This is a genomic window from Pseudomonas sp. MAG733B, assembly GCF_036884845.1.
Classification (GTDB): domain Bacteria; phylum Pseudomonadota; class Gammaproteobacteria; order Pseudomonadales; family Pseudomonadaceae; genus Aquipseudomonas.
Genome location: NZ_CP145732.1, coordinates 6,523,521 through 6,544,743, shown reverse-complemented (window position 1 = coordinate 6,544,743; position 21,223 = coordinate 6,523,521). Strand labels below are relative to the sequence as shown.

The following is a 21,223-nucleotide window of genomic DNA, read 5'->3' as shown; positions in this document are numbered from 1 at the left end:
GTCGAAGAGATGGGTCAGAAAGTACATCCCATTGGCATTCGCCTGGGAATCGTCAAGGAGCACACCTCCGTCTGGTACGCAGACGGTCGGACTTATGCGGACTACTTGTTCGCTGATCTGAAGGTGCGTGAGTATCTCCAAGACAAACTAAAAAGCGCGTCCGTAAGCCGTATCGATATCCATCGTCCGGCCCAAACTGCACGTATCACCATCCACACCGCTCGTCCAGGTATCGTTATCGGGAAGAAAGGTGAAGATGTTGAGAAACTGCGTCAGGACCTGACCAAGCAAATGGGTGTGCCTGTGCACATCAATATCGAAGAGATCCGCAAGCCGGAACTCGACGGTATGCTGGTTGCGCAGAGCGTAGCTCAGCAGCTGGAGCGTCGCGTTATGTTCCGTCGCGCTATGAAGCGCGCTGTACAGAACGCAATGCGCATTGGTGCCAAAGGCATCAAAATCCAAGTGAGCGGTCGTCTCGGCGGTGCTGAAATCGCACGTACTGAATGGTATCGCGAAGGTCGTGTGCCACTGCACACCCTGCGTGCCGACATCGACTATGCCAACTACGAAGCTCACACCACCTACGGTGTGATCGGTGTAAAGGTTTGGATCTTCAAAGGCGAAGTAATTGGTGGTCGCCAAGAAGAACTGAAACCACAAGCACCAGCGCCTCGTAAAAAAGCTGCTAAGTAAGGGGTACGCCAAATGTTGCAACCAAAGCGTACGAAGTTCCGCAAGCAAATGACTGGTCACAACCGTGGCCTGGCATTGCGCGGTAGCAAAGTCAGCTTCGGCGAGTTCGCGCTGAAGTCTGTTGCTCGTGGTCGTCTCACCGCTCGTCAGATCGAGTCAGCGCGTCGTGCTCTGACCCGTCACGTAAAACGTGGCGGCAAGATCTGGATCCGTGTATTCCCGGACAAGCCGATCTCCAAGAAGCCTCTCGAAGTGCGGATGGGTAAAGGTAAGGGTAACGTGGAATACTGGGTTGCCCAGATTCAGCCAGGCAAAGTCCTGTATGAAATCGAGGGTGTTTCTGAAGAGCTGGCGCGTGAGGCTTTCGCCCTGGCTGCTGCAAAGCTGCCGCTCGCCACCTCCTTTGTTAAACGGACGGTGATGTGATGAAAGCGAATGAACTTCGTGAAAAATCCGCACAGCAGCTGAACGAGCAACTGCTCGGCCTGCTGCGCGACCAGTTCAATCTGCGTATGCAGAAAGCAACTGGCCAGTTGGGGCAGTCTCATCTGCTCTCGCAAGTTAAGCGTGACATCGCTCGCGTGAAGACTGTGCTCAACCAGCAGGCAGGTAAGTAATCATGGCTGAAGCCGAAAAAACTGTCCGTACGCTGACTGGCCGTGTTGTCAGCGACAAGATGGACAAAACCATCACCGTTCTGATCGAGCGTCGCGTTAAGCACCCGATCTACGGTAAATACGTTAAGCGTTCGACTAAGCTGCACGCGCACGACGAAACCAATCAGTGCCACATCGGCGACAAAGTCACTATTCGTGAAACTCGTCCTTTGGCCAAGACCAAGTCTTGGGCGCTGGTTGATGTTCTCGAACGCGCTGTGGAAGTCTAAGGACTAGGGGTCGGAGAAATTATATGATTCAGACTCAATCCATGCTCGATGTGGCCGATAACAGCGGCGCTCGCCGTGTTATGTGCATCAAGGTGCTGGGTGGCTCCCATCGTCGTTACGCTGGTATCGGTGACATCATCAAAGTTACCGTCAAGGAAGCAATTCCTCGCGGTAAAGTGAAAAAAGGCCAAGTGATGACTGCTGTTGTAGTCCGCACTCGTCACGGCGTACGCCGTGCTGATGGCTCCATTATCCGCTTTGATGGCAACGCTGCTGTTCTTCTGAACAACAAGCAAGAGCCGATCGGCACCCGTATCTTTGGGCCAGTGACCCGTGAACTTCGTACTGAGAAGTTCATGAAGATCGTCTCGCTCGCCCCAGAAGTGCTGTAAGGAGATCCGACATGCAAAAGATTCGTCGTGACGACGAGATCATCGTGATCGCCGGCAAAGACAAAGGTAAGCGCGGTAAGGTGCTTAAGGTTCTCGCTAACAACCGTCTGGTTATTGGTGGTCTGAACCTGGTCAAGCGTCATACCAAGCCTAACCCGATGTCGGGCGTGCAGGGCGGTATCGTCGAAAAAGAAGCTCCACTGGATGCTTCTAACGTCGCCATTTTCAACGGCGAAACCAACAAGGCTGACCGCGTTGGTTTCAAAGTAGAAGACGGCAAGAAAATTCGTGTCTTCAAGTCGACCCAAAAAGCGGTTGATGCTTGAACACTGCTAGGTAGATGAGACCATGGCACGACTAAAAGAGATTTACCGGAAGGAAATTGCTCCGAAACTTAAGGAAGAACTTAAGCTTTCGAACGTGATGGAAGTTCCGCGCGTTACCAAAATCACCCTGAACATGGGTCTGGGCGAAGCGATCGGCGACAAAAAAGTCATCGAGCACGCTGTTGCTGACCTGGAAAAGATCACCGGCCAGAAAGTCGTTGTGACCTACGCTCGCAAATCCATCGCTGGCTTTAAAGTCCGTGAAGGTTGGCCGATCGGCGTCAAAGTGACCCTGCGCCGTGAGCGTATGTACGAGTTCCTGGATCGTCTGCTGTCGATCTCCCTGCCTCGGGTTCGCGACTTCCGCGGCCTGAATGCCAAGTCCTTCGATGGTCGTGGTAACTACAGCATGGGCGTAAAAGAGCAGATCATCTTCCCGGAAATCGACTACGACAAGATCGATGCTCTCCGCGGTCTGGACATTACCCTGACCACCACTGCCAAGAACGATGATGAAGGCCGCGCTCTGCTGCGTGCGTTCAAATTCCCGTTCCGCAACTGATTGGAGTAGGACCATGGCCAAGATGAGCATGAAAAACCGCGAGCTGAAGCGTCAGCTCACGGTTGCCAAGTACGCCAAGAAGCGTGCAGCACTGAAAGCAATCATCGTCGATCTGAACGCAAGTCCAGAAGCGCGTTGGGAAGCTACAGTAGCCCTGCAGAAGCAGCCACGTGACGCAAGCGCTTCGCGCATGCGTAACCGCTGCCGCCTGACCGGTCGTCCACACGGCGTTTACCGCAAGTTCGGCCTCGGCCGTAACAAACTGCGTGAAGCGGCAATGCGTGGTGACGTACCGGGTCTGGTTAAAGCCAGCTGGTAAGTACTGTCAAAGTCTCGGTGGGAAGGTTCGCAAGATCCTGACCACCGGTGGCCTTGAATCTGAATCAAGCCCCTTTTGGGGCTTGATTCATTTCCGGGGTGTGTCTAGAATACCCGGCTCGCCTGAGCCCGTGTTTTCTATGCTCGGAGATTCTCGGCGACACGTAGTAGCCGCAAGGCTAATTTTTCTGTATTAGGAGCGTCTAGCCCATGAGTATGCAGGACCCGTTAGCGGACATGCTAACTCGAATCCGTAATGCCCAGATGGCTGAAAAGTCCGTCGTAAGCATGCCATCTTCTACTTTGAAGGTAGCTGTTGCCAAAGTCCTGAAGGACGAAGGTTACATTGCGGGTTATCAGATCAGCAGCGAAATCAAACCACTGCTGTCTATCGAGCTGAAATATTTCGAAGGCCGTCCGGTTATCGAAGAAGTGAAGCGCGTTAGCCGTCCAGGCCTGCGTCAGTACAAGTCCGTCGAAGATCTGCCGAAAGTTCGTGGCGGTCTCGGTGTGTCTATCGTCTCCACCAACAAGGGTGTGATGACGGATCGTGCTGCGCGCGCTGCCGGTGTCGGCGGCGAAGTTCTTTGCACTGTGTTCTAAGGGGGGATAAGCATGTCTCGCGTCGCTAAGAACCCCGTTAAGCTGCCAGCCGGTGTCGAAGTAAAATTCGCAGGCCAACAGCTTTCGGTGAAGGGTGCCAAGGGCACTCTCGAACTGAACATCCATTCGTCCGTTGAGATCGTTGAAGAAGCTGGTGAGCTGCGTTTCGCTGCTCGCAATGGCGATCAACAGACTCGCGCAATGGCTGGTACCACTCGTGCGTTGGTAAACAACATGGTCCAAGGCGTAAGCCAAGGCTTCGAGCGCAAGCTCCAGCTGGTCGGTGTTGGTTACAAAGCGCAAGCAAAAGGCACAGTGCTGAACCTGGCTCTTGGCTTCTCGCACCCAGTGGATTACGAACTGCCGGAAGGCATCACCGCTGAGACTCCTAGCCAGACCGATATCCTGATCAAGGGCATCGACAAGCAGCTGGTAGGTCAAGTGGCCGCCGAGATCCGCGACTTCCGTCCACCAGAGCCGTACAAAGGCAAAGGTGTGCGCTACGCGGACGAAGTCGTCCGTCGTAAAGAAGCCAAGAAGAAGTAGGGCATAGCAAATGACCGACAAAAAAGTTACTCGACTGCGTCGCGCTCGCAAAGCACGCCTGAAAATGCACGAACTCGAAGTCGTGCGTCTCTGCGTGTTCCGCTCTTCGCAGCACATCTACGCCCAGGTCATTTCGGCCGACGGCAACAAAGTCCTGGCATCTGCCTCGACTTTGGATAAAGAACTGCGTGATGGCGCCACTGGCAACATCGACGCGGCCACTAAGGTTGGCCAGCTGGTCGCTACGCGTGCTAAGGCCGCTGGCGTCTCGCAGGTGGCTTTCGACCGCTCTGGCTTCAAGTACCACGGCCGCGTTAAAGCGCTGGCTGATGCTGCTCGTGAAGCTGGGCTGGAGTTCTAAGTTATGTCAAATAACGACCAAAAGCGCGACGAAGGCTACATCGAGAAGCTGGTTCAAGTTAACCGCGTAGCCAAAACCGTTAAAGGCGGCCGTATCTTCACCTTCACCGCGTTGACCGTGGTTGGTGATGGTAAAGGCCGTGTTGGCTTCGGCCGTGGCAAGTCGCGTGAAGTGCCTGCTGCGATCCAGAAGGCAATGGAAGCTGCTCGCCGCAACATGATCCAGGTTGATCTGAACGGCACCACTCTGCAGTACGCAATGAAGTCCGCTCACGGCGCTTCGAAGGTGTACATGCAGCCTGCTTCTGAAGGTACCGGTATCATCGCTGGCGGCGCTATGCGTGCCGTTCTCGAAGTTGCTGGCGTTCAGAACGTTCTGGCCAAGTGCTACGGCTCGACTAACCCGGTAAACGTGGTTCACGCCACTTTCAAGGGTTTGAAAGCAATGCAGTCTCCTGAATCCATTGCCGCCAAGCGTGGCAAAAGCGTCAAGGAGATCTTCTGATCATGGCTACCGTTAAAGTAACGCTGATCAAAAGCATGACCGGCCGTATCCCTAACCACAAACTGTGCGTTAAGGGTCTGGGTCTGCGTCGCATCGGTCACACTGTAGAAGTCCTGGATACTCCCGAGAATCGCGGGATGATCAACAAGGCTTACTACATGCTGCGTGTCGAGGGTTAATCGATGAAACTCAATGATCTGAGTCCAGCGCCGGGTTCCCGTCGCGAAAAGCATCGTCCGGGCCGTGGTATCGGTAGTGGTTTGGGTAAGACTGGTGGCCGTGGTCACAAAGGTCAAACCTCCCGCTCCGGTGGCACCATTGCTCCAGGCTTTGAAGGCGGTCAACAGCCGCTGCATCGTCGCCTGCCGAAGTTCGGTTTCGTTTCCCTGAAGGCCATGGATCGCGCAGAAGTGCGTCTGTCCGAGCTGGCTAAAGTGGAAGGCGACATCGTCACCGTGCAGTCCCTGAAAGATGCCAACGTGATCAACGTCAACGTACAGCGTGTGAAAATCATGCTGTCCGGTGAAGTGACTCGCGCTGTCACTATCGGCAAGGGAATCGGCGCCACCAAAGGTGCGCGTGCGGCTATCGAAGCAGCTGGCGGCAAGTTCGAGGAATAAATGGCTAAGCAAGGTGCTCTCTCTGCGCTCGGCAAAGGCGGTATGTCTGAACTTTGGGCTCGTCTGCGTTTTCTGTTCCTGGCGATTATCGTCTACCGAATAGGCGCACACATCCCGGTTCCAGGTATCAACCCGGACCGACTCGCGGACCTGTTTCGACAGAATGAGGGGACCATTCTTAGCTTGTTCAACATGTTTTCCGGCGGCGCGCTGGAGCGGATGAGCATCTTTGCACTGGGGATCATGCCGTACATTTCGGCATCGATCATCATGCAACTGATGACAGCCGTCAGCCCGCAGCTGGAGCAGTTGAAGAAGGAAGGTGAAGCTGGCCGTCGCAAGATCAGCCAGTACACCCGCTACGGCACTGTCGTCCTCGCTCTCGTTCAAGCCATTGGCATGTCCATTGGTCTGGCAGGGCAGGGCGTTGCGTTCACTGGTGACTTTGGCTTCCATTTCGTCGCGGTATCCACTTTTGTGGCTGGTGCGATGTTCATGATGTGGCTGGGTGAGCAGATTACTGAGCGTGGTGTTGGCAACGGTATCTCGATGTTGATTTTTTCGGGTATCGTCGCCGGTCTTCCGAGAGCGATCGGGCAGTCTTTCGAGTCTGCACGTCAGGGTGATATCAACATCTTCGCCCTGGTTGCCATCGGTTTGCTGGCAGTAGCGATTATCGGTTTCGTGGTGTTCATTGAGCGTGGTCAGCGTCGTATTGCTGTTCACTACGCCAAGCGTCAGCAAGGCCGCAAGGTTTTTGCTGCGCAGACCAGCCACTTGCCGCTGAAGGTGAACATGGCCGGTGTTATTCCGGCCATTTTCGCGAGCAGCATTTTGCTGTTCCCGGCTTCGTTGGGTGCCTGGTTCGGTCAGTCTGAAGGTATGGGCTGGTTGCAGGACATCTCGCAGTCGATCGCTCCTGGTCAGCCGTTGAATATTCTGCTGTTTAGTGCAGGGATTATTTTCTTCTGCTTCTTCTATACGGCGTTGATGTTCAATCCGAAAGACGTAGCGGAAAACCTGAAGAAGTCCGGTGCCTTTATTCCGGGCATCCGTCCAGGTGAGCAGTCTGCGCGCTACATTGATGGCGTTCTGACTCGCTTGACCATGTTCGGTGCTCTTTACATGACGGCCGTGTGCCTGTTGCCCCAGTTCCTGGTGGTTGCAGCCAACGTTCCGTTCTACCTTGGCGGGACCTCGTTGCTGATCGTCGTCGTGGTTGTGATGGACTTCATGTCCCAAGTACAATCGCACCTCGTTTCGCACCAGTACGAATCCCTGATGAAGAAAGCCAACCTGAAGGGTTACGGCAGCGGCATGCTGCGCTGACCCATAAGGTTCGAGGAGTTGGTGATGAAAGTTCGTGCATCGGTGAAAAAGCTGTGCCGTAACTGCAAGATTATTCGCCGCGAAGGTGTTGTTCGAGTAATTTGCAGCGCGGAACCGCGTCACAAACAGCGCCAAGGCTGAGTGTGATTGTGCTTCAAGCCCGGTAGCTAGTGCGCTACCGGGTTGATTATTTGTTATTACAGCGATATTATCTCGCGCCCTATTTCTTGGCTTCCGGGGCGTAGGTAGCTGTCAATTGGAGTCCCACTGAATGGCCCGTATTGCAGGCGTTAACATTCCAGATAACAAGCATACTGTTATCTCGCTGACCTACATCTATGGTGTTGGTCGCACTACTGCACAGAAAATTTGTGCAGAGACTGGGGTAAACCCAGCAGCAAAGATCAAAGATCTGAGCGACGAGCAAATTGAACAGCTGCGTGGCGAAGTGGCGAAGTTCACCACTGAAGGTGACCTGCGTCGCGAAATCAACATGAAAATCAAGCGCTTGATGGACCTCGGTTGCTATCGCGGTCTGCGTCATCGTCGCGGTCTTCCAGTGCGCGGTCAGCGTACCAAGACCAACGCGCGTACCCGTAAAGGTCCGCGTAAGCCGATCCGCAAGTAATCGCCCCAGCGAATCGACAGGAATTTAATCATGGCAAAACCTGCTGCTCGTCCTCGTAAAAAAGTTAAAAAGACAGTGGTTGATGGCATCGCCCACATCCATGCATCTTTTAACAACACCATCGTGACCATCACCGACCGTCAAGGTAACGCTCTTTCCTGGGCTACCTCCGGTGGTTCGGGTTTCCGCGGTTCCCGCAAGTCCACCCCGTTTGCTGCTCAAGTAGCTGCTGAACGTGCTGGTCAAGCTGCGCTGGAATACGGCCTGAAAAACCTCGACGTAAACGTCAAAGGTCCAGGTCCAGGTCGTGAATCCGCAGTCCGCGCTTTGAACGGCTGTGGCTACAAGATCGCCAGCATCACCGACGTGACGCCAATCCCGCACAACGGGTGCCGTCCGCCGAAGAAGCGCCGCGTGTAATCCAGGAGATTGTAAAGAATGGCTCGTTACATTGGTCCAAAATGCAAACTCGCTCGTCGTGAAGGCACCGATCTCTTCCTGAAGAGCGGCGTGCGCGCGATCGAATCGAAGTGCAACATTGAAGCAGCACCTGGTATCCACGGCCAACGCCGCGGTCGCCAGTCCGACTACGGCACCCAACTGCGTGAAAAGCAGAAGGTCCGTCGTATCTACGGCGTTCTCGAGCGTCAATTCAGCGGCTACTACAAAGAAGCAGCTGGCAAGAAAGGTGCAACCGGTGAAAACCTGCTGCAACTGCTCGAATGCCGTCTGGACAACGTTGTATACCGTATGGGCTTTGGTTCGACTCGTGCCGAATCCCGTCAGCTGGTATCGCACAAGTCGATCAGCGTAAACGGTCAGACCGTTAACGTTCCGTCCTACCAGGTTCGTGCTGGTGACGTGGTTGCTGTTCGCGAGAAAGCAAAAAACCAACTTCGCATTGTCCAAGCTCTCGATCTGTGTGCCCAACGTGGCCGCGTAGAATGGGTAGAAGTAGACACTGAGAAGAAGTCGGGCGTTTTCAAGAACGTTCCAGCTCGCAGTGATCTGTCCGCCGACATCAACGAAAGCCTGATTGTCGAGCTCTACTCCAAGTAAGGGCTAGAAAATAGGTGCATCCATGCAGATTTCGGTAAATGAGTTCCTGACACCCCGCCACATTGATGTGCAGGTTGTCAGTCCAACCCGCGCCAAGATCACTCTCGAGCCTCTCGAGCGTGGCTTTGGCCACACCCTGGGCAACGCGCTGCGCCGCATCCTGTTGTCCTCAATGCCTGGCTGTGCAGTAGTCGAGGCCGAGATTGACGGTGTGCTCCACGAGTACAGCGCCATCGAAGGTGTACAGGAAGACGTAATTGAAATCCTGTTGAACCTTAAAGGTCTGGCTATCAAGCTGCACGGCCGTGACGAAGTTACGCTGACCTTGTCGAAGAAGGGTTCGGGGGTGGTTACCGCTGCCGATATTCAGCTGGATCATGATGTCGAGATCGTTAATCCCGATCACGTAATCGCTAACCTGGCGTCTAACGGCGCCCTGAACATGAAGCTCGTAGTAGCTCGTGGTCGTGGTTATGAACCAGCCGACTCGCGTCAGAGCGATGAAGACGAAAGCCGCAGCATCGGTCGCTTGCAGCTTGACTCTTCGTTCAGCCCGGTTCGCCGTATCGCATACGTGGTGGAAAACGCCCGTGTTGAGCAGCGTACTAACCTGGACAAGCTGGTTATTGATCTGGAAACCAACGGTACTCTGGATCCTGAAGAGGCTATCCGCCGCGCTGCAACCATTCTGCAACAGCAGTTGGCTGCGTTCGTCGACCTCAAAGGTGACAGCGAACCTGTGGTAATCGAGCAGGAAGACGAGATCGATCCGATCCTGCTTCGCCCGGTTGACGATCTGGAACTGACTGTACGTTCGGCTAACTGCCTTAAGGCGGAAAACATCTACTACATCGGCGACCTGATTCAGCGTACCGAAGTAGAGCTGTTGAAGACTCCGAACCTGGGCAAGAAATCCTTGACCGAAATCAAGGACGTTCTGGCCTCCCGCGGTCTGTCCCTCGGCATGCGCCTCGACAACTGGCCGCCTGCAAGTCTTAAGAAGGACGACAAGGCGACTGCCTGATCGTCGTAATCACCGAACGTAGTGTTTGGTAAGGAATGAACCATGCGTCATCGTAAAAGTGGTCGTCACCTCAGCCGCACCAGCTCGCACCGCAAGGCCATGTTCCAAAACATGGCGGTGTCGCTGTTCGAGCACGAGCTGATCAAAACTACTCTGCCAAAAGCTAAAGAACTGCGCCGCGTTGCTGAGCCGCTGATCACTTTGGCCAAGACAGATAGCGTTGCTAACCGTCGTCTGGCTTTCGACCGTACTCGTTCGAAAGCTATCGTTGGTAAGCTCTTCAACGACCTGGGCAAGCGCTACGCTACCCGTGAGGGTGGCTACCTGCGCATCCTCAAGTGCGGTTTCCGCGCTGGCGACAACGCGCCAATGGCGTACGTCGAGTTGGTTGATCGTGCTACTGCTGGCGAAGCTGTTTCTGCCGAGTAAGACGTCAAATACAAAAAACCGGGCCTAGTGCCCGGTTTTTTGTGCGCGCTCGAAAAGTGCGACGGCGATTGATTGCCTTCCTATTCGATTAGATATTTTCTATCGATTGGCATCAGTCAATGAATTAGAAGGTGTCATCTGGATCATCAATACTTCCTTTCAGCCGATTAGCCGGCAGTTTGAGACTGACAAAGGAAGAGATCGCATGAGCCAGAATAAAACGCTTACCACCGCCAGTGGCGCTCCTGTCGCCGATAACCAGAATTCCCGTTCCGCAGGCCCGAGAGGCCCGCTGCTGCTCGACGACTTTCACCTGATCGAGAAGCTTGCTCACTTCAACCGTGAAAACATCCCTGAGCGTCGTGTGCACGCCAAGGGTTCAGGTGCTTACGGCACGTTCACCGTAACTCGTGATATCACTCAATACACTAGCGCGAAGCTGTTCGACGCCGTCGGCAAGCAAACACCAACCTTTCTCCGGTTCTCCACGGTCGGTGGCGAGCGCGGTTCGGCTGATACCGAGCGTGATCCACGTGGTTTTGCGTTGAAGTTCTACACCGAAGAAGGCAACTGGGACATCGTCGGCAACAACACGCCGGTGTTCTTCATCCGTGATCCGCTCAAATTCCCGGACTTTATCCACACCCAAAAGCGTCTGCCGCAAAGCAACCTTAAAAGTGCGCAGGCGATGTGGGACTTCTGGTCGCACTCTCCGGAGGCGCTGCACCAGGTCACGATCCTGTTTTCGGATCGAGGCATCCCCGATGGTTACCGCCACATGCACGGCTTCGGTAGCCACACCTATAGCCTGATCAGCGCCAATGGCGAGCGTCATTGGGTGAAGTGGCACTACAAGACCAAGCAGGGGATCAAGAACCTGGCGCCGGCAGAGGCAGCGCGTCTGGCCGGGACTGATCCGGATTACGCTCAGCGCGACCTGTTCGAAGCCATTGAACGCGGTGATTTCCCGAAATGGAGCGTATGCATCCAGATCATGACCGAGGCTCAGGCCGCCACGCATTATGAAAACCCGTTCGACGTCACCAAAACCTGGACGCAGAAAGAGTTTCCGTTGATCAAAGTTGGCGAGCTGGAGTTGAATCGCAACCCGCTCAACTACTTTGCTGAAGTCGAGCAAGCGGCGTTCGGCCCAAGCAATATGGTGCCGGGTGTTGGTCTGTCGCCGGATCGCATGCTGCAGGGGCGTGTGTTTGCCTATGCTGATGCCCATCGCTACCGTGTAGGCACCAATCACCAGCAACTGCCAGTGAACGCTCCGCGTAGCCCGGTCAACAGCTACCAGCGTGATGGTTCGATGGCGTTTGGCAGCAATGGCGGCGCAGCGCCGAATTACGAGCCGAACAGTTATGTCGATTCGCCGAAGCAGGCACCTCGCTTCGCCGAGCCAGCGCTCGCCTTAAGTGGTGCGGCTGATCGCTACGATCACCGTGAGGATACTGACTACTACAGCCACGCGGGTGCGTTGTTCCGTTTGATGAGCGACGAGCAGAAAGCATTGCTGGTCAGCAACATCGCGGGTGCAATGGCGGGTGTATCGAGTGATGTGGTTGATCGTCAGTTGCAGCATTTTTTCAAGGCCGATCAGGCGTATGGAGAAGCAATCGCAAAGCTGCTCAACGTACAGCTTAACGAAGTCTAAATGAGAAGCAGAACCGCCCTTATTTGGGCGGTTTTTGCGTTATTTCGGCTGCTTTTCTCAGAATATCTTCGCTTTTATTGCGTCTGGCGAGTGACGTTATGGCCGTGTTGGTTCAAACTACAGACTTTCAGGCAGGGAGATGTAGGGCGATGCAAGGCCACCCAGACGTTATCGATTACCTCAACACGTTGCTGACCGGCGAACTGGCCGCGCGTGATCAATATTTCGTCCATTCGCGGATGTATGAGGACTGGGGTTTCACCAAGCTCTACGAACGAATCAACCACGAGATGGAAGAAGAAGCAGGGCACGCTGATGCCCTGATGCGCCGGATTCTGATGCTCGAAGGCACGCCGCGCATGCGTCCGGACGATCTCGATGTTGGCACCACGGTCACCGAGATGCTCGAAGCGGATTTGCGGCTGGAGTACAAGGTGCGGGCTGCGCTGTGCAAGGGCATCAAGCTCTGCGAGCAGCACAAGGACTATGTCAGCCGTGAAATGCTGCGGGTTCAATTGCATGACACTGAAGAAGATCACACCTACTGGCTCGAGAAGCAGTTGGGTCTGATCAAGCTGATCGGTCTCGAGAACTACCTGCAATCCCACGCCTGATTGCAACTGATACAAAAAAGCCCCTGTCACTGATGAAGTGACAGGGGCTTTTTCATGGAGCCTTGTTAAGCCCGATCACGCTCCAGCAGCGGTTTCAGGTAGTAGCCAGTGTGCGACTGCTTCATTTCGGCCACTTCTTCCGGTGTACCGACGGCAATGATCTGCCCACCCTTGGAGCCTCCCTCAGGCCCCAGATCCACCAGCCAGTCAGCGGTCTTGATCACGTCCAGGTTGTGCTCGATTACCACCACCGTGTTGCCGTGGTCGCGCAGTCGATGCAGCACGTCGAGCAACTGCTGAATATCCGCGAAGTGCAGGCCGGTAGTCGGCTCGTCGAGGATGTACAGGGTCTTGCCGGTGTCACGCTTGGACAGCTCGCGGGACAGTTTGACCCGCTGCGCCTCACCACCGGACAGGGTGGTCGCCGATTGCCCGAGCTTGATGTAGGACAGGCCGACGTCCATCAGTGTCTGCAGCTTGCGCGCCAGGGCCGGTACCGCGTCGAAGAACTCACGGGCCTCCTCGATAGTCATCTCGAGCGTTTCGTGGATGTTCTTGCCCTTGTACTTGATCTCCAGCGTTTCGCGGTTGTAGCGCTTGCTCTTGCACACGTCGCAGGGCACGTAGATGTCCGGCAGGAAGTGCATTTCCACCTTGATCAGGCCATCACCCTGGCAAGCTTCGCAGCGTCCGCCCTTCACGTTGAAGGAGAAGCGCCCAGGCCCGTAACCCCGGGAGCGGGATTCGGGTACGCCAGCGAACAGCTCGCGAATCGGTGTGAACAAACCGGTGTAGGTCGCCGGGTTGGAGCGAGGTGTACGGCCGATCGGGCTTTGATCGATATCGACGACCTTATCCAGATGCTCCAGACCCTTGATGCTGTCATGAGCGGCAGCCTCAAGTGTTGTTGCGCCGTTCAACGCCGTGGCGCTCAGCGGGAAGAGCGTGTTGTTGATCAGCGTCGACTTGCCCGAACCGGAGACGCCGGTCACGCAGGTCAGCAGGCCGATTGGAATGTCCAGATCGACGTTGCGCAAGTTGTTGCCGCGAGCGCCCTTGAGCGACAGCGACAGCTTCTTGTTGCGCGGTGTGCGCTTGGCCGGCACTTCGATTTTGACCCGGCCCGACAGATACTTGCCGGTCAACGAGTCCGGATGAGCCATGACCTCGGCCGGCGTGCCTTCTGCAACGATGTGCCCGCCATGAACCCCCGCGCCCGGGCCGATATCAACCACGTAGTCGGCCAAACGGATTGCGTCTTCGTCGTGCTCGACCACGATCACGGTGTTGCCGATGTCGCGCAGGTGTTTCAGGGTGCCGAGCAACCGGTCGTTATCGCGCTGGTGCAGGCCGATCGACGGTTCATCGAGAATGTAGAGAACGCCGACCAGCCCGGCGCCGATCTGGCTCGCCAGGCGAATACGCTGAGCTTCGCCACCGGACAGGGTGTCTGCACTGCGATCCAGCGACAGATAGTCGAGGCCGACGTTGACCAGGAACTGCAGGCGTTCGCGGATTTCCTTGAGGATTTTGTCGGCAATCTCACCACGACGGCCGGTGAGTTTCAGCCCGCCGAAGTAGTCGCACGCATCGCCGATGGGCAGATTGGTCACCGCCGGCAAGGTTTTCTCGCCAACCCACACGTGCCGCGCTTCACGGCGCAGGCGGGTGCCGCGGCAGTCCGGGCAGGCCTGGGTGCTGAGGAACTTGGCCAGCTCTTCGCGTACCGAGGCCGACTCGGTTTCGCGATAACGGCGTTCCAGGTTCGGCACGATGCCTTCGAACGGGTGCGAGCGTTTGACTATATCGCCACGGTCGTTCAGGTATTTGAAGTCGACGTTCTGCGAGCCGCTGCCGTGCAGGATCTGCTTCTGCTGATCGGCCGGCAGCTCGTTGAACGGCACTTCCAGGCTGAATTTGAAGTGGGACGCCAGCGAACCGAGCATCTGGAAGTAATAGACGTTGCGCCGGTCCCAGCCACGGATCGCGCCTTCGGCAAGCGTCAGCTCGCCATTGACCAGACGCTTGATGTCGAAGAATTGCTTAACACCCAGGCCATCGCAGGTCGGGCAGGCGCCGGCCGGGTTGTTGAAGGAAAACAGCTTTGGTTCGAGTTCGCTGATGGCGTGGCCGCAAATCGGGCAGGCGAAACGCGCGGAGAAGATCATTTCTTCGCCCGGCTCGTCGTCCATCGGTGCGACCAGGGCGATGCCGTCCGCCAGCTTCAGCGCGGTCTCGAAGGACTCGGCCAGACGCTGTTGCAGGTCCGCACGGACCTTGAAACGGTCGACCACCACATCAATGGTATGTTTTTTCTGCTTGTCGAGCTTGGGTGCTTCGTCCAGTTCATAGAGCTTGCCGTTGATGCGGGCACGCACAAAGCCTTGGGCGCGCAGCTCTTCGAAGACCGACAGGTGTTCGCCTTTGCGCTCGCGGATCACCGGGGCCAGCAACATCAGTTTGCTGCCCTCCGGTTGGGCGAGGACCAGGTCGACCATCTGGCTGACGGTCTGCGCTTCCAGCGGAATATCGTGATCCGGGCAGCGCGGAATACCCACGCGTGCATACAGCAAGCGCAGGTAGTCGTAGATTTCGGTAATGGTACCGACGGTCGAGCGCGGGTTGTGCGAGGTCGACTTCTGTTCGATCGAGATCGCCGGCGACAAGCCTTCGATGGTGTCGACGTCAGGCTTTTCCATCATCGACAGGAACTGCCGGGCGTAGGCCGACAGCGATTCGACGTAGCGGCGCTGGCCTTCGGCGTATAGCGTGTCAAAGGCCAGGGACGACTTGCCGGAGCCGGACAGGCCGGTGATGACGATCAGCTTGTCCCGTGGCAGGGTCAGGTCGATGTTCTTCAGGTTGTGGGTTCGAGCCCCACGAATCAGGATCTTGTCCAAAGTGGCCTCGCTTGGCGGGCGTCGAAAACGTAGGAGTATACGGCCAAATACTGGATGGATGCACACTATCGAATGATGTCTTTGCAGCCTTACATGAAAGGTCTGTCATCTACACGCGGCAAAGCGTCGCGATATACCCCGCCAATCGATGGGACTGGTAGAATCGCCGCCGGTTCACATGAGGTTTTTCCATGCACGATCCCCACAGCGAACGCATGAGTGGCAGCGAGACCCGCGCGGCGAGCGGTCTGGCCCTGGTGTTCGCCTTCCGTATGCTTGGCATGTTCATGGTGTTGCCGGTACTGGCGACCTACGGCATGGACCTGGCAGGAGCGACCCCGGCCCTGATCGGGCTGGCCATTGGCGCTTACGGCCTGACCCAGGCGATTTTCCAGATTCCTTTCGGTTTCATTTCCGACCGCATCGGCCGCCGCCCGGTGATTTATCTTGGGCTGATCGTCTTCGCCCTCGGCAGCGTACTGGCGGCCAACGCCGATTCGATCTGGGGCGTGATCGCCGGTCGCATCCTGCAGGGCGCCGGGGCGATTTCCGCAGCGGTCATGGCGTTGCTGTCAGACCTGACCCGCGAGCAGCATCGAACCAAAGCCATGGCCATGATCGGCATGACCATCGGGCTGTCGTTCGCCGTCGCGATGGTTGTCGGGCCGTTGCTGACCCGCGCTTTCGGCCTGTCCGGATTGTTCCTCGCCACTGGCGGCATGGCGCTGTTCGGCATCTTGATCGTGATGTTCATGGTGCCGCGCTCCACCGGTCCGTTGCAGCACCGCGAGTCCGGCGTCGCGCGCCAGGCGTTGATCCCGACGCTCAAGCATCCGGACCTGCTGCGCCTGGACCTGGGCATTTTTGTCTTGCACGCGATGCTGATGTCGAGCTTCGTTGCCTTGCCGCTGGCCCTGGTCGAGAAAGCCGGGCTGCCCAAGGAGCAGCACTGGTGGGTCTACCTGACCGCGCTGCTGATTTCTTTCTTCGCCATGATCCCGTTCATTATCTATGGCGAGAAGCGACGCAAAATGAAACGAGTTTTGCTCGGCGCCGTCGTGACGCTGATGCTCACTGAGCTATTCTTCTGGCAGTTCGGCGATAGCTTGCGGGCTCTGGTGATCGGTACCGTGGTGTTTTTTACTGCGTTCAATCTGCTGGAAGCTTCGCTGCCGTCGCTGATCAGCAAGGTTTCACCGGCGGGCGGCAAAGGCACGGCAATGGGGGTTTATTCCACCAGTCAGTTCCTCGGATCTGCACTGGGCGGTATCCTCGGCGGCTGGTTGTTCCAGCATGGCGGTTTGTCGGTTGTGTTCCTCGGTTGCGCCGGGCTGGCTGCACTTTGGCTGGTCTTTGCTGTTACCATGCGTGAACCTCCCTACGTGACAAGTCTGCGCTTGCCGTTGTCGCCCGAGGCGATCCGCGAAGCGGGTCTGGTCGAGCGCCTGAAGGCCGTCGTAGGGGTAACAGATGCAGTGATAGTCGCTGATGAGGCGGCCATTTACATCAAATTGGACACCGAACTATTGGATCGCACCACCCTTGAAAGCCTGGTGAACAACCCGGCCGGGGCAGCGTGCGTAGCCTAGGAGAACGTAATGGCCCGTGGGGTTAACAAAGTCATATTGGTCGGCACTTGCGGCCAGGATCCTGAAGTTCGCTACCTGCCGAACGGCAACGCCGTGACCAACCTGAGTCTGGCGACCAGCGAGCAGTGGACCGACAAGCAAACCGGTCAGAAAGTCGAAAAGACCGAATGGCACCGTGTGTCGATGTTCGGCAAAGTTGCAGAAATCGCTGGCGAGTACCTGCGTAAAGGTTCGCAGGTCTACATCGAAGGCAAACTGCAGACCCGCGAGTGGGAAAAAGACGGCATCAAGCGTTACACCACCGAAATCGTGGTCGACATGCAAGGCACCATGCAATTGCTGGGCGGCCGTCCACAGGGCGACCAGCAAGGCCAGGGCGGTGGTGGTAACAACTACCAGCAATCCGCTCCGCGCCAACAGGCTCCTCGTCCTCAGCAGTCGGCACCGCAACAGCGTTCGGCCCCGGCTCCACAGCAGGCCGCACCACAGCCGGCTCCGGACTTCGACAGCTTTGATGACGATATTCCCTTTTAGGAATTAGCTTCGAGCCAAGCAAAGCCCGGCACTCCCTAGAGGATGCCGGGTTTTTTGTTGCCTGCGTGTTCTCAAGGCCAATGCAATAAGGGCCGGAATTCTCAGTGATATGATGCAATTCGTCTAAAACTGACACCGGGTTGCGCCATGGATCGCCTGTCTACGTTGCTGTCCCAGTTCGGCGTTCGCGCGAGCCTGTTCTACAGTGGCAAGCTCTGCGGAATGGCGGCTTATGATGGCGCTGACCTGCGCGGTCATATCCATCTGTTGCAGGCGGGCACCGTTACGCTGAAAGTGCCTGGCGGCAGCGACACGCTGATTGACCGCCCCAGCCTGATTTTCCTGCCGCGTCCCAGTCGACATCAATTGATCGGCGGTGAACCCGAGGGCGCCCAGCTGTTGTGTGCGTCGCTGGCGTTCGACGGCGGCGCCAGCAACCCCATTTCTGCTTCATTGCCTGATCTTCTGGTGTTGTCCCTGGATGAGTTGCCGCTGCTGGCGGATACGCTGAGATGGTTGTTCAAGGAAGCGGCAGACGTGCATTGCGGCAGGGAGGCGGTGCTTGATCGTTTGTTCGAGCTGTTGATCATCCTGCTGTTCCGGCACCTGCTTGATCACCATCAGTTGAGCACTGGAATGATGGCCGGGTTGGCGGATTTGCGGCTGTCCCGTTCGTTGATTCAGATGCACGAGGCGCCACAACGGGCGTGGTCGGTTGCGGAGTTGGCGAATGAGTCGAACATGTCCCGCGCCGCGTATGCGGTGCATTTTCGCTCGGTGCTAGGGCAGACGCCTGCTGACTACCTGCTGAGTTGGCGGATCAGCCTGGCGCAGAAGCGCTTGCGTGAAGGGCGCCCGATTACGCTGATCGCCGATGAGGTCGGTTATGAAAGTCCTTCGGCGCTTGCCCGGGCGTTCCGGCGCAAGACCGGTTGTAGCCCTCGGGACTGGATGAAATCCCTGAGCGGTGAGGGCGCGGAGCGCGGTCAATCGTTGTAGGCAGAAATGAAAAAAGGCCTGAAACATCGAACTGTTTCAGGCCTTTTTCATTGTGACGTTTTCAGCTCAAGGCGTTTCCAGCTTGGTCAGGGAATGACCCGCCACGAAGAGGGAGGCGGCAAGCAATCCAAGGTCCTTGAGGAGGAACTGGCCCGGTGCAACCGAGATGGCCGGGAAGCCGAGGCCGGGTTCGATCACGCCAGGCGTCGAGAACATGAAGCTCAATGTCGTGACGAACAGCCCGGCGGACAAAGCGCCCCCAATCAGTGAAAGTTTCGGCGACAGCAGGCGGCCGGCGATCAACACGCCAATCGAGGCCTCAAGCACCCCCAGCAGGCTGGAGAACAGATCGACGCTGAAGATCTGATACACCCAACCCAGCAATGGGCTGTTGCTCACCAGTGGAACCAGACCTTCTGCTTCGTAGTGGGTGAATTTCATTCCACCGAACCAGAAGTAGATGACGGCGAGGGCGAAATAGATGCCGTAGGTCCCAATCGCTGTGGTTTTAACGCCGAGCGATGAGGTGTTCGACGCGCTGACAGTGCTGATATTCGAAGTGTTCATTGTTCAGGCTTCCAGTGAGTTTGGCTAAAGAGTTAAGCCCCCGCGGTTCATCTTGGGAGTGACGCTATTGTTGGCGCTGGCCTGATTCATTTGGGTTCTGGCGGTATTGCGTTCGGTGCAGATCGTCCAAACGTGGGAACAAAAAAAGCCCAGGGCTTTAGAGGCGCTGGGCTTTTTCATGGCGATGGATTCAGTCGAGAATCAGGTGCGGCAAGAACCGGCTCGAATCCTTGGTGATCAGGCTGTTGTCTTCCCGCACACCAATACCCGCCGCCTGATCGGCGATCACCCAGGAGCCGATCAGTGTATAGCTGTCGCCGAACTTCGGAAGCGGGGCGAACTCCTGCAGGATGAAGGGTGCATCCGTGTAGGGCCCATCCTGTTTGACGATCAGGCCGTCAGCGGTTTGCAGTTCGATGTTGGCGCCTTCCCGCGAGAAGAACGGCTTGCGCACCCAACCCTTGGGCACCGCTTTGCCCGGGTCGGTATCGAGATGGGCGGCGAGCAGGTTCGGATGGCCTTTGTTGAACTCCCACAGCAACGGCAGGATGCCTTTGTTGGAGATGATCGATTTCCATGCCGGCTCGAAAAACTGCGTGTCACTCTGGGCGATCGCCGCGCCAAAGGGTTCATGAAAGATGAACTCCCAGGCATGCAGCTTGAACAGGTGAGGAATCCATCGATCTTCGAGGTCGACGAAGCGTCCGTCGCTGGTGAGTCCGATGTCTTCGATGTCGATATGCCGTGATTCGATACCGACTTTTTCTGCGACCAGGCGCAGGTAATCGGTGGTGCCTTTGTCCTCCATCGAGTCTTTCATCGAGGCGAAGTAAAAGGGCTGTTTGAGCTGCAGTTGGGCGAAAGCCTGATGCAGTTTGGTGTCGATGCTGTTGAACTGATCGGCATGCTTGGGCAGCAAACCGCGCTCGATGCATTGCTCCAGCCAGCCCCACTGAAACGCCGCCGCCTCGTACAGGCTGGTGGGCGTGTCGTAGTTCAGCTCCAGCAACTTGGCGGGTCCGTTACCGTTGTAGGAAAAATCCAAGCGCCCGTACAGATGTGGGTGGCCTTCGAGCCAAGACGTACGAATCAGGTCGTAGAACGGCGCAGGAATGCTCAGGCGTTCCAGCAATTCTTCGCTCTGAACCACGCGGGCCACCAGGTCCATGCACATCTCATGGATCTCGGTGGTCGGGTCTTCCAGATCGTTTTCGATCTGCTTGAGCGTGAACTGGTAATACGCGCTCTCGTCCCAATAGGGTTCATCGTCAATGGTGTGAAACAGAAAGCCGAGGCTTTCGGCAGTCTGTTTCCAGTCATGCCGTTCTGCGCAGTGGATCTTCTTCATGGCCCGGCTCCTTAACTGCTCGATCCGCCGCCCCAGCCACTGCGCGCACTGGCCTTGCTGCCGAAACCGCCGCGGGAGGTGGAGGAGGCCACTGAGATCGGCTTGCTGGCCGAGCGGGTGCTTGCGGTGCTGTAGCCGCGTCCGTACTTCGCCTGGTCGGACCGGGTAAACGTCGTGCCCTTGGAAATCCGCTGGCCGAGCGTCGAAGAGGCATAGTTGCCGCGATCATCGCGATAGCGGTACACCGGTTCGGAGTAGTAGCTGTTGCGGTTGTTGCTCAACATGTTGCCGATCAACAGGCCGGTCAGCAGGCTGCCGGTGGAGAAGCCTGAGCCGCCACTGTTCGCTTGTTCGGCAGGCAATTGCGCTTTGGCAGCGTCCACCTGGGATTGCGTCACCTGGCCATCGGCCGTCAGTTCGAAACCGCCCAGCCTTGGGATGAACTTGCCGGCGGAGTCCTGTTGGCACCAGTCGGCGACGAAGTCGGCGTCGCAATCGGCCTGGTTGTCGTACACCGGCGCAAGGCGACGATGCTCGGCGAGGGCGGTCATGTAGGCGTCGGAGCAGACGTCTACCGGCAGTTTTTCGTCGGCGCATTGCTGAACGGACTGGAAGTTGTATTTCTTCTGTACCGAATAGGTTTTTTCCGTTGGCCCGCAGCCTGATATCGCCATGGCGACCGACGCGGCCAGCGAGAGCTGAACGTATTTGCTTCGTTTCATCCGGGTC

30 protein-coding genes are annotated in these 21,223 nt (G+C 56.7%); 26 read left to right on the top strand and 4 right to left on the bottom strand.

Annotated elements, in window-relative coordinates:
* Nucleotides 1–9: 9 nt before the first annotated feature.
* The 23 genes from rpsC (at nucleotide 10) to bfr (ending at nucleotide 12,557) form a co-directional block, all read left to right on the top strand.
* On the top strand, nucleotides 10–696 hold the full coding sequence (gene rpsC / locus V6Z53_RS30080; RefSeq protein ID WP_003176422.1) for a 30S ribosomal protein S3: 687 nt from the start codon (nucleotides 10–12) through the stop codon (nucleotides 694–696).
* Between the two features lie 12 nt (nucleotides 697–708).
* Nucleotides 709–1,122, top strand: coding sequence for a 50S ribosomal protein L16 (gene rplP / locus V6Z53_RS30075; protein ID WP_003228729.1), 414 nt, complete (start codon nucleotides 709–711; stop codon nucleotides 1,120–1,122).
* Nucleotides 1,122–1,313: a 50S ribosomal protein L29 gene (rpmC, locus tag V6Z53_RS30070; RefSeq protein ID WP_002555481.1), complete on the top strand. Its 192-nt coding sequence runs from the start codon at nucleotides 1,122–1,124 to the stop codon at nucleotides 1,311–1,313. Before rplP ends, rpmC begins: the two co-directional genes overlap by 1 nt.
* Before the next feature lie 2 nt (nucleotides 1,314–1,315).
* Nucleotides 1,316–1,582, top strand: coding sequence for a 30S ribosomal protein S17 (gene rpsQ / locus V6Z53_RS30065; protein WP_003176419.1), 267 nt, complete (start codon nucleotides 1,316–1,318; stop codon nucleotides 1,580–1,582).
* 23 nt (nucleotides 1,583–1,605) lie between these two features.
* Nucleotides 1,606–1,974: a 50S ribosomal protein L14 gene (gene rplN / locus V6Z53_RS30060; RefSeq protein WP_002555479.1), complete on the top strand. Its 369-nt coding sequence runs from the start codon at nucleotides 1,606–1,608 to the stop codon at nucleotides 1,972–1,974.
* Between the two features lie 11 nt (nucleotides 1,975–1,985).
* A complete protein-coding gene (rplX, locus tag V6Z53_RS30055) occupies nucleotides 1,986–2,300 on the top strand; it encodes a 50S ribosomal protein L24 (RefSeq protein WP_003176416.1) in 315 nt (104 codons plus the stop codon).
* Nucleotides 2,301–2,322: 22 nt separating this feature from the next.
* Complete coding sequence (gene rplE, locus V6Z53_RS30050) at nucleotides 2,323–2,862, top strand: 50S ribosomal protein L5 (protein WP_003210069.1); 540 nt, start codon at nucleotides 2,323–2,325, stop codon at nucleotides 2,860–2,862.
* 13 nt (nucleotides 2,863–2,875) lie between these two features.
* Complete coding sequence (gene rpsN / locus V6Z53_RS30045; protein WP_003176414.1) at nucleotides 2,876–3,181, top strand: 30S ribosomal protein S14; 306 nt, start codon at nucleotides 2,876–2,878, stop codon at nucleotides 3,179–3,181.
* Nucleotides 3,182–3,390: 209 nt separating this feature from the next.
* The gene (rpsH, locus tag V6Z53_RS30040) at nucleotides 3,391–3,783 is read left to right on the top strand and encodes a 30S ribosomal protein S8 (protein WP_017848802.1); all 393 of its coding nucleotides are present in this window, start codon (nucleotides 3,391–3,393) and stop codon (nucleotides 3,781–3,783) included.
* Nucleotides 3,784–3,795: 12 nt separating this feature from the next.
* Complete coding sequence (gene rplF / locus V6Z53_RS30035) at nucleotides 3,796–4,329, top strand: 50S ribosomal protein L6 (RefSeq protein WP_003176412.1); 534 nt, start codon at nucleotides 3,796–3,798, stop codon at nucleotides 4,327–4,329.
* Between the two features lie 10 nt (nucleotides 4,330–4,339).
* Nucleotides 4,340–4,690 carry a 50S ribosomal protein L18 gene (rplR, locus tag V6Z53_RS30030; protein WP_003186037.1) on the top strand — a complete coding sequence of 117 codons (351 nt, stop codon included), beginning with the start codon at nucleotides 4,340–4,342 and terminating at the stop codon, nucleotides 4,688–4,690.
* 3 nt (nucleotides 4,691–4,693) lie between these two features.
* A complete protein-coding gene (gene rpsE / locus V6Z53_RS30025; protein ID WP_003186035.1) occupies nucleotides 4,694–5,194 on the top strand; it encodes a 30S ribosomal protein S5 in 501 nt (166 codons plus the stop codon).
* 2 nt (nucleotides 5,195–5,196) lie between these two features.
* A complete protein-coding gene (gene rpmD / locus V6Z53_RS30020; protein WP_003186033.1) occupies nucleotides 5,197–5,373 on the top strand; it encodes a 50S ribosomal protein L30 in 177 nt (58 codons plus the stop codon).
* A gap of 3 nt (nucleotides 5,374–5,376) precedes the next feature.
* Nucleotides 5,377–5,814 (top strand): 50S ribosomal protein L15, encoded by a 438-nt coding sequence (rplO, locus tag V6Z53_RS30015; RefSeq protein ID WP_003228720.1) that lies wholly within the window; start codon nucleotides 5,377–5,379, stop codon nucleotides 5,812–5,814.
* On the top strand, nucleotides 5,815–7,143 hold the full coding sequence (gene secY / locus V6Z53_RS30010) for a preprotein translocase subunit SecY (RefSeq protein ID WP_003228718.1): 1,329 nt from the start codon (nucleotides 5,815–5,817) through the stop codon (nucleotides 7,141–7,143). It begins immediately after the preceding gene.
* 24 nt (nucleotides 7,144–7,167) lie between these two features.
* On the top strand, nucleotides 7,168–7,284 hold the full coding sequence (gene rpmJ, locus V6Z53_RS30005) for a 50S ribosomal protein L36 (RefSeq protein WP_002555468.1): 117 nt from the start codon (nucleotides 7,168–7,170) through the stop codon (nucleotides 7,282–7,284).
* Nucleotides 7,285–7,414: 130 nt separating this feature from the next.
* On the top strand, nucleotides 7,415–7,771 hold the full coding sequence (rpsM, locus tag V6Z53_RS30000) for a 30S ribosomal protein S13 (RefSeq protein ID WP_009045849.1): 357 nt from the start codon (nucleotides 7,415–7,417) through the stop codon (nucleotides 7,769–7,771).
* 30 nt (nucleotides 7,772–7,801) lie between these two features.
* The gene (gene rpsK, locus V6Z53_RS29995) at nucleotides 7,802–8,191 is read left to right on the top strand and encodes a 30S ribosomal protein S11 (protein ID WP_002555466.1); all 390 of its coding nucleotides are present in this window, start codon (nucleotides 7,802–7,804) and stop codon (nucleotides 8,189–8,191) included.
* 18 nt (nucleotides 8,192–8,209) lie between these two features.
* Complete coding sequence (rpsD, locus tag V6Z53_RS29990) at nucleotides 8,210–8,830, top strand: 30S ribosomal protein S4 (protein ID WP_003176404.1); 621 nt, start codon at nucleotides 8,210–8,212, stop codon at nucleotides 8,828–8,830.
* A 22-nt stretch (nucleotides 8,831–8,852) separates the two neighbouring features.
* Entirely contained in the window at nucleotides 8,853–9,854 is a 1,002-nt protein-coding gene (gene rpoA / locus V6Z53_RS29985) for a DNA-directed RNA polymerase subunit alpha (RefSeq protein ID WP_007924176.1), read from the top strand.
* A gap of 42 nt (nucleotides 9,855–9,896) precedes the next feature.
* Nucleotides 9,897–10,283, top strand: coding sequence for a 50S ribosomal protein L17 (gene rplQ, locus V6Z53_RS29980; RefSeq protein ID WP_007970429.1), 387 nt, complete (start codon nucleotides 9,897–9,899; stop codon nucleotides 10,281–10,283).
* Between the two features lie 205 nt (nucleotides 10,284–10,488).
* Nucleotides 10,489–11,943, top strand: coding sequence for a catalase (locus V6Z53_RS29975; protein ID WP_338583417.1), 1,455 nt, complete (start codon nucleotides 10,489–10,491; stop codon nucleotides 11,941–11,943).
* A 149-nt stretch (nucleotides 11,944–12,092) separates the two neighbouring features.
* On the top strand, nucleotides 12,093–12,557 hold the full coding sequence (bfr, locus tag V6Z53_RS29970) for a bacterioferritin (RefSeq protein WP_007970123.1): 465 nt from the start codon (nucleotides 12,093–12,095) through the stop codon (nucleotides 12,555–12,557).
* A 65-nt stretch (nucleotides 12,558–12,622) separates the two neighbouring features.
* On the opposite strand, the gene uvrA is transcribed toward bfr, so the two are convergent.
* On the bottom strand, nucleotides 12,623–15,457 hold the full coding sequence (gene uvrA / locus V6Z53_RS29965) for an excinuclease ABC subunit UvrA (protein ID WP_338583416.1): 2,835 nt from the start codon (nucleotides 15,455–15,457) through the stop codon (nucleotides 12,623–12,625).
* A gap of 191 nt (nucleotides 15,458–15,648) precedes the next feature.
* Here uvrA and V6Z53_RS29960 point away from each other — a divergent pair, with 191 nt between their 5' ends.
* The 3 genes from V6Z53_RS29960 (at nucleotide 15,649) to V6Z53_RS29950 (ending at nucleotide 18,579) form a co-directional block, all read left to right on the top strand.
* Nucleotides 15,649–17,046 (top strand): MFS transporter, encoded by a 1,398-nt coding sequence (locus V6Z53_RS29960; protein WP_338583415.1) that lies wholly within the window; start codon nucleotides 15,649–15,651, stop codon nucleotides 17,044–17,046.
* A gap of 9 nt (nucleotides 17,047–17,055) precedes the next feature.
* Nucleotides 17,056–17,580 carry a single-stranded DNA-binding protein gene (locus V6Z53_RS29955; protein WP_019693874.1) on the top strand — a complete coding sequence of 175 codons (525 nt, stop codon included), beginning with the start codon at nucleotides 17,056–17,058 and terminating at the stop codon, nucleotides 17,578–17,580.
* 147 nt (nucleotides 17,581–17,727) lie between these two features.
* Nucleotides 17,728–18,579 carry an AraC family transcriptional regulator gene (locus V6Z53_RS29950; protein WP_338583413.1) on the top strand — a complete coding sequence of 284 codons (852 nt, stop codon included), beginning with the start codon at nucleotides 17,728–17,730 and terminating at the stop codon, nucleotides 18,577–18,579.
* 66 nt (nucleotides 18,580–18,645) lie between these two features.
* Here the strand turns inward: V6Z53_RS29950 and V6Z53_RS29945 are convergent, their stop codons facing one another.
* The 3 genes from V6Z53_RS29945 to V6Z53_RS29935 form a co-directional block, all read right to left on the bottom strand.
* Nucleotides 18,646–19,146 (bottom strand): DUF417 family protein, encoded by a 501-nt coding sequence (locus V6Z53_RS29945; protein WP_338583411.1) that lies wholly within the window; start codon nucleotides 19,144–19,146, stop codon nucleotides 18,646–18,648.
* A gap of 190 nt (nucleotides 19,147–19,336) precedes the next feature.
* Entirely contained in the window at nucleotides 19,337–20,494 is a 1,158-nt protein-coding gene (locus V6Z53_RS29940; protein ID WP_338583409.1) for a glutathionylspermidine synthase family protein, read from the bottom strand.
* A gap of 11 nt (nucleotides 20,495–20,505) precedes the next feature.
* Nucleotides 20,506–21,216, bottom strand: a complete 711-nt coding sequence (locus tag V6Z53_RS29935) for a DUF1190 domain-containing protein (RefSeq protein WP_338583407.1) — start codon at nucleotides 21,214–21,216, stop codon at nucleotides 20,506–20,508.
* Nucleotides 21,217–21,223 lie beyond the last annotated feature (7 nt).

Coding starts and splice junctions, on each gene's coding strand:
- rpsC (WP_003176422.1), top strand. CDS start 10: ATGGGTCAGAAAGTACATCCCATTGGCATTCGCCTGGGAATCGTCAAG.
- rplP (WP_003228729.1), top strand. CDS start 709: ATGTTGCAACCAAAGCGTACGAAGTTCCGCAAGCAAATGACTGGTCAC.
- rpmC (WP_002555481.1), top strand. CDS start 1,122: ATGAAAGCGAATGAACTTCGTGAAAAATCCGCACAGCAGCTGAACGAG.
- rpsQ (WP_003176419.1), top strand. CDS start 1,316: ATGGCTGAAGCCGAAAAAACTGTCCGTACGCTGACTGGCCGTGTTGTC.
- rplN (WP_002555479.1), top strand. CDS start 1,606: ATGATTCAGACTCAATCCATGCTCGATGTGGCCGATAACAGCGGCGCT.
- rplX (WP_003176416.1), top strand. CDS start 1,986: ATGCAAAAGATTCGTCGTGACGACGAGATCATCGTGATCGCCGGCAAA.
- rplE (WP_003210069.1), top strand. CDS start 2,323: ATGGCACGACTAAAAGAGATTTACCGGAAGGAAATTGCTCCGAAACTT.
- rpsN (WP_003176414.1), top strand. CDS start 2,876: ATGGCCAAGATGAGCATGAAAAACCGCGAGCTGAAGCGTCAGCTCACG.
- rpsH (WP_017848802.1), top strand. CDS start 3,391: ATGAGTATGCAGGACCCGTTAGCGGACATGCTAACTCGAATCCGTAAT.
- rplF (WP_003176412.1), top strand. CDS start 3,796: ATGTCTCGCGTCGCTAAGAACCCCGTTAAGCTGCCAGCCGGTGTCGAA.
- rplR (WP_003186037.1), top strand. CDS start 4,340: ATGACCGACAAAAAAGTTACTCGACTGCGTCGCGCTCGCAAAGCACGC.
- rpsE (WP_003186035.1), top strand. CDS start 4,694: ATGTCAAATAACGACCAAAAGCGCGACGAAGGCTACATCGAGAAGCTG.
- rpmD (WP_003186033.1), top strand. CDS start 5,197: ATGGCTACCGTTAAAGTAACGCTGATCAAAAGCATGACCGGCCGTATC.
- rplO (WP_003228720.1), top strand. CDS start 5,377: ATGAAACTCAATGATCTGAGTCCAGCGCCGGGTTCCCGTCGCGAAAAG.
- secY (WP_003228718.1), top strand. CDS start 5,815: ATGGCTAAGCAAGGTGCTCTCTCTGCGCTCGGCAAAGGCGGTATGTCT.
- rpmJ (WP_002555468.1), top strand. CDS start 7,168: ATGAAAGTTCGTGCATCGGTGAAAAAGCTGTGCCGTAACTGCAAGATT.
- rpsM (WP_009045849.1), top strand. CDS start 7,415: ATGGCCCGTATTGCAGGCGTTAACATTCCAGATAACAAGCATACTGTT.
- rpsK (WP_002555466.1), top strand. CDS start 7,802: ATGGCAAAACCTGCTGCTCGTCCTCGTAAAAAAGTTAAAAAGACAGTG.
- rpsD (WP_003176404.1), top strand. CDS start 8,210: ATGGCTCGTTACATTGGTCCAAAATGCAAACTCGCTCGTCGTGAAGGC.
- rpoA (WP_007924176.1), top strand. CDS start 8,853: ATGCAGATTTCGGTAAATGAGTTCCTGACACCCCGCCACATTGATGTG.
- rplQ (WP_007970429.1), top strand. CDS start 9,897: ATGCGTCATCGTAAAAGTGGTCGTCACCTCAGCCGCACCAGCTCGCAC.
- V6Z53_RS29975 (WP_338583417.1), top strand. CDS start 10,489: ATGAGCCAGAATAAAACGCTTACCACCGCCAGTGGCGCTCCTGTCGCC.
- bfr (WP_007970123.1), top strand. CDS start 12,093: ATGCAAGGCCACCCAGACGTTATCGATTACCTCAACACGTTGCTGACC.
- V6Z53_RS29960 (WP_338583415.1), top strand. CDS start 15,649: ATGCACGATCCCCACAGCGAACGCATGAGTGGCAGCGAGACCCGCGCG.
- V6Z53_RS29955 (WP_019693874.1), top strand. CDS start 17,056: ATGGCCCGTGGGGTTAACAAAGTCATATTGGTCGGCACTTGCGGCCAG.
- V6Z53_RS29950 (WP_338583413.1), top strand. CDS start 17,728: ATGGATCGCCTGTCTACGTTGCTGTCCCAGTTCGGCGTTCGCGCGAGC.
- V6Z53_RS29945 (WP_338583411.1), bottom strand. CDS start 19,146: ATGAACACTTCGAATATCAGCACTGTCAGCGCGTCGAACACCTCATCG.
- V6Z53_RS29940 (WP_338583409.1), bottom strand. CDS start 20,494: ATGAAGAAGATCCACTGCGCAGAACGGCATGACTGGAAACAGACTGCC.
- V6Z53_RS29935 (WP_338583407.1), bottom strand. CDS start 21,216: ATGAAACGAAGCAAATACGTTCAGCTCTCGCTGGCCGCGTCGGTCGCC.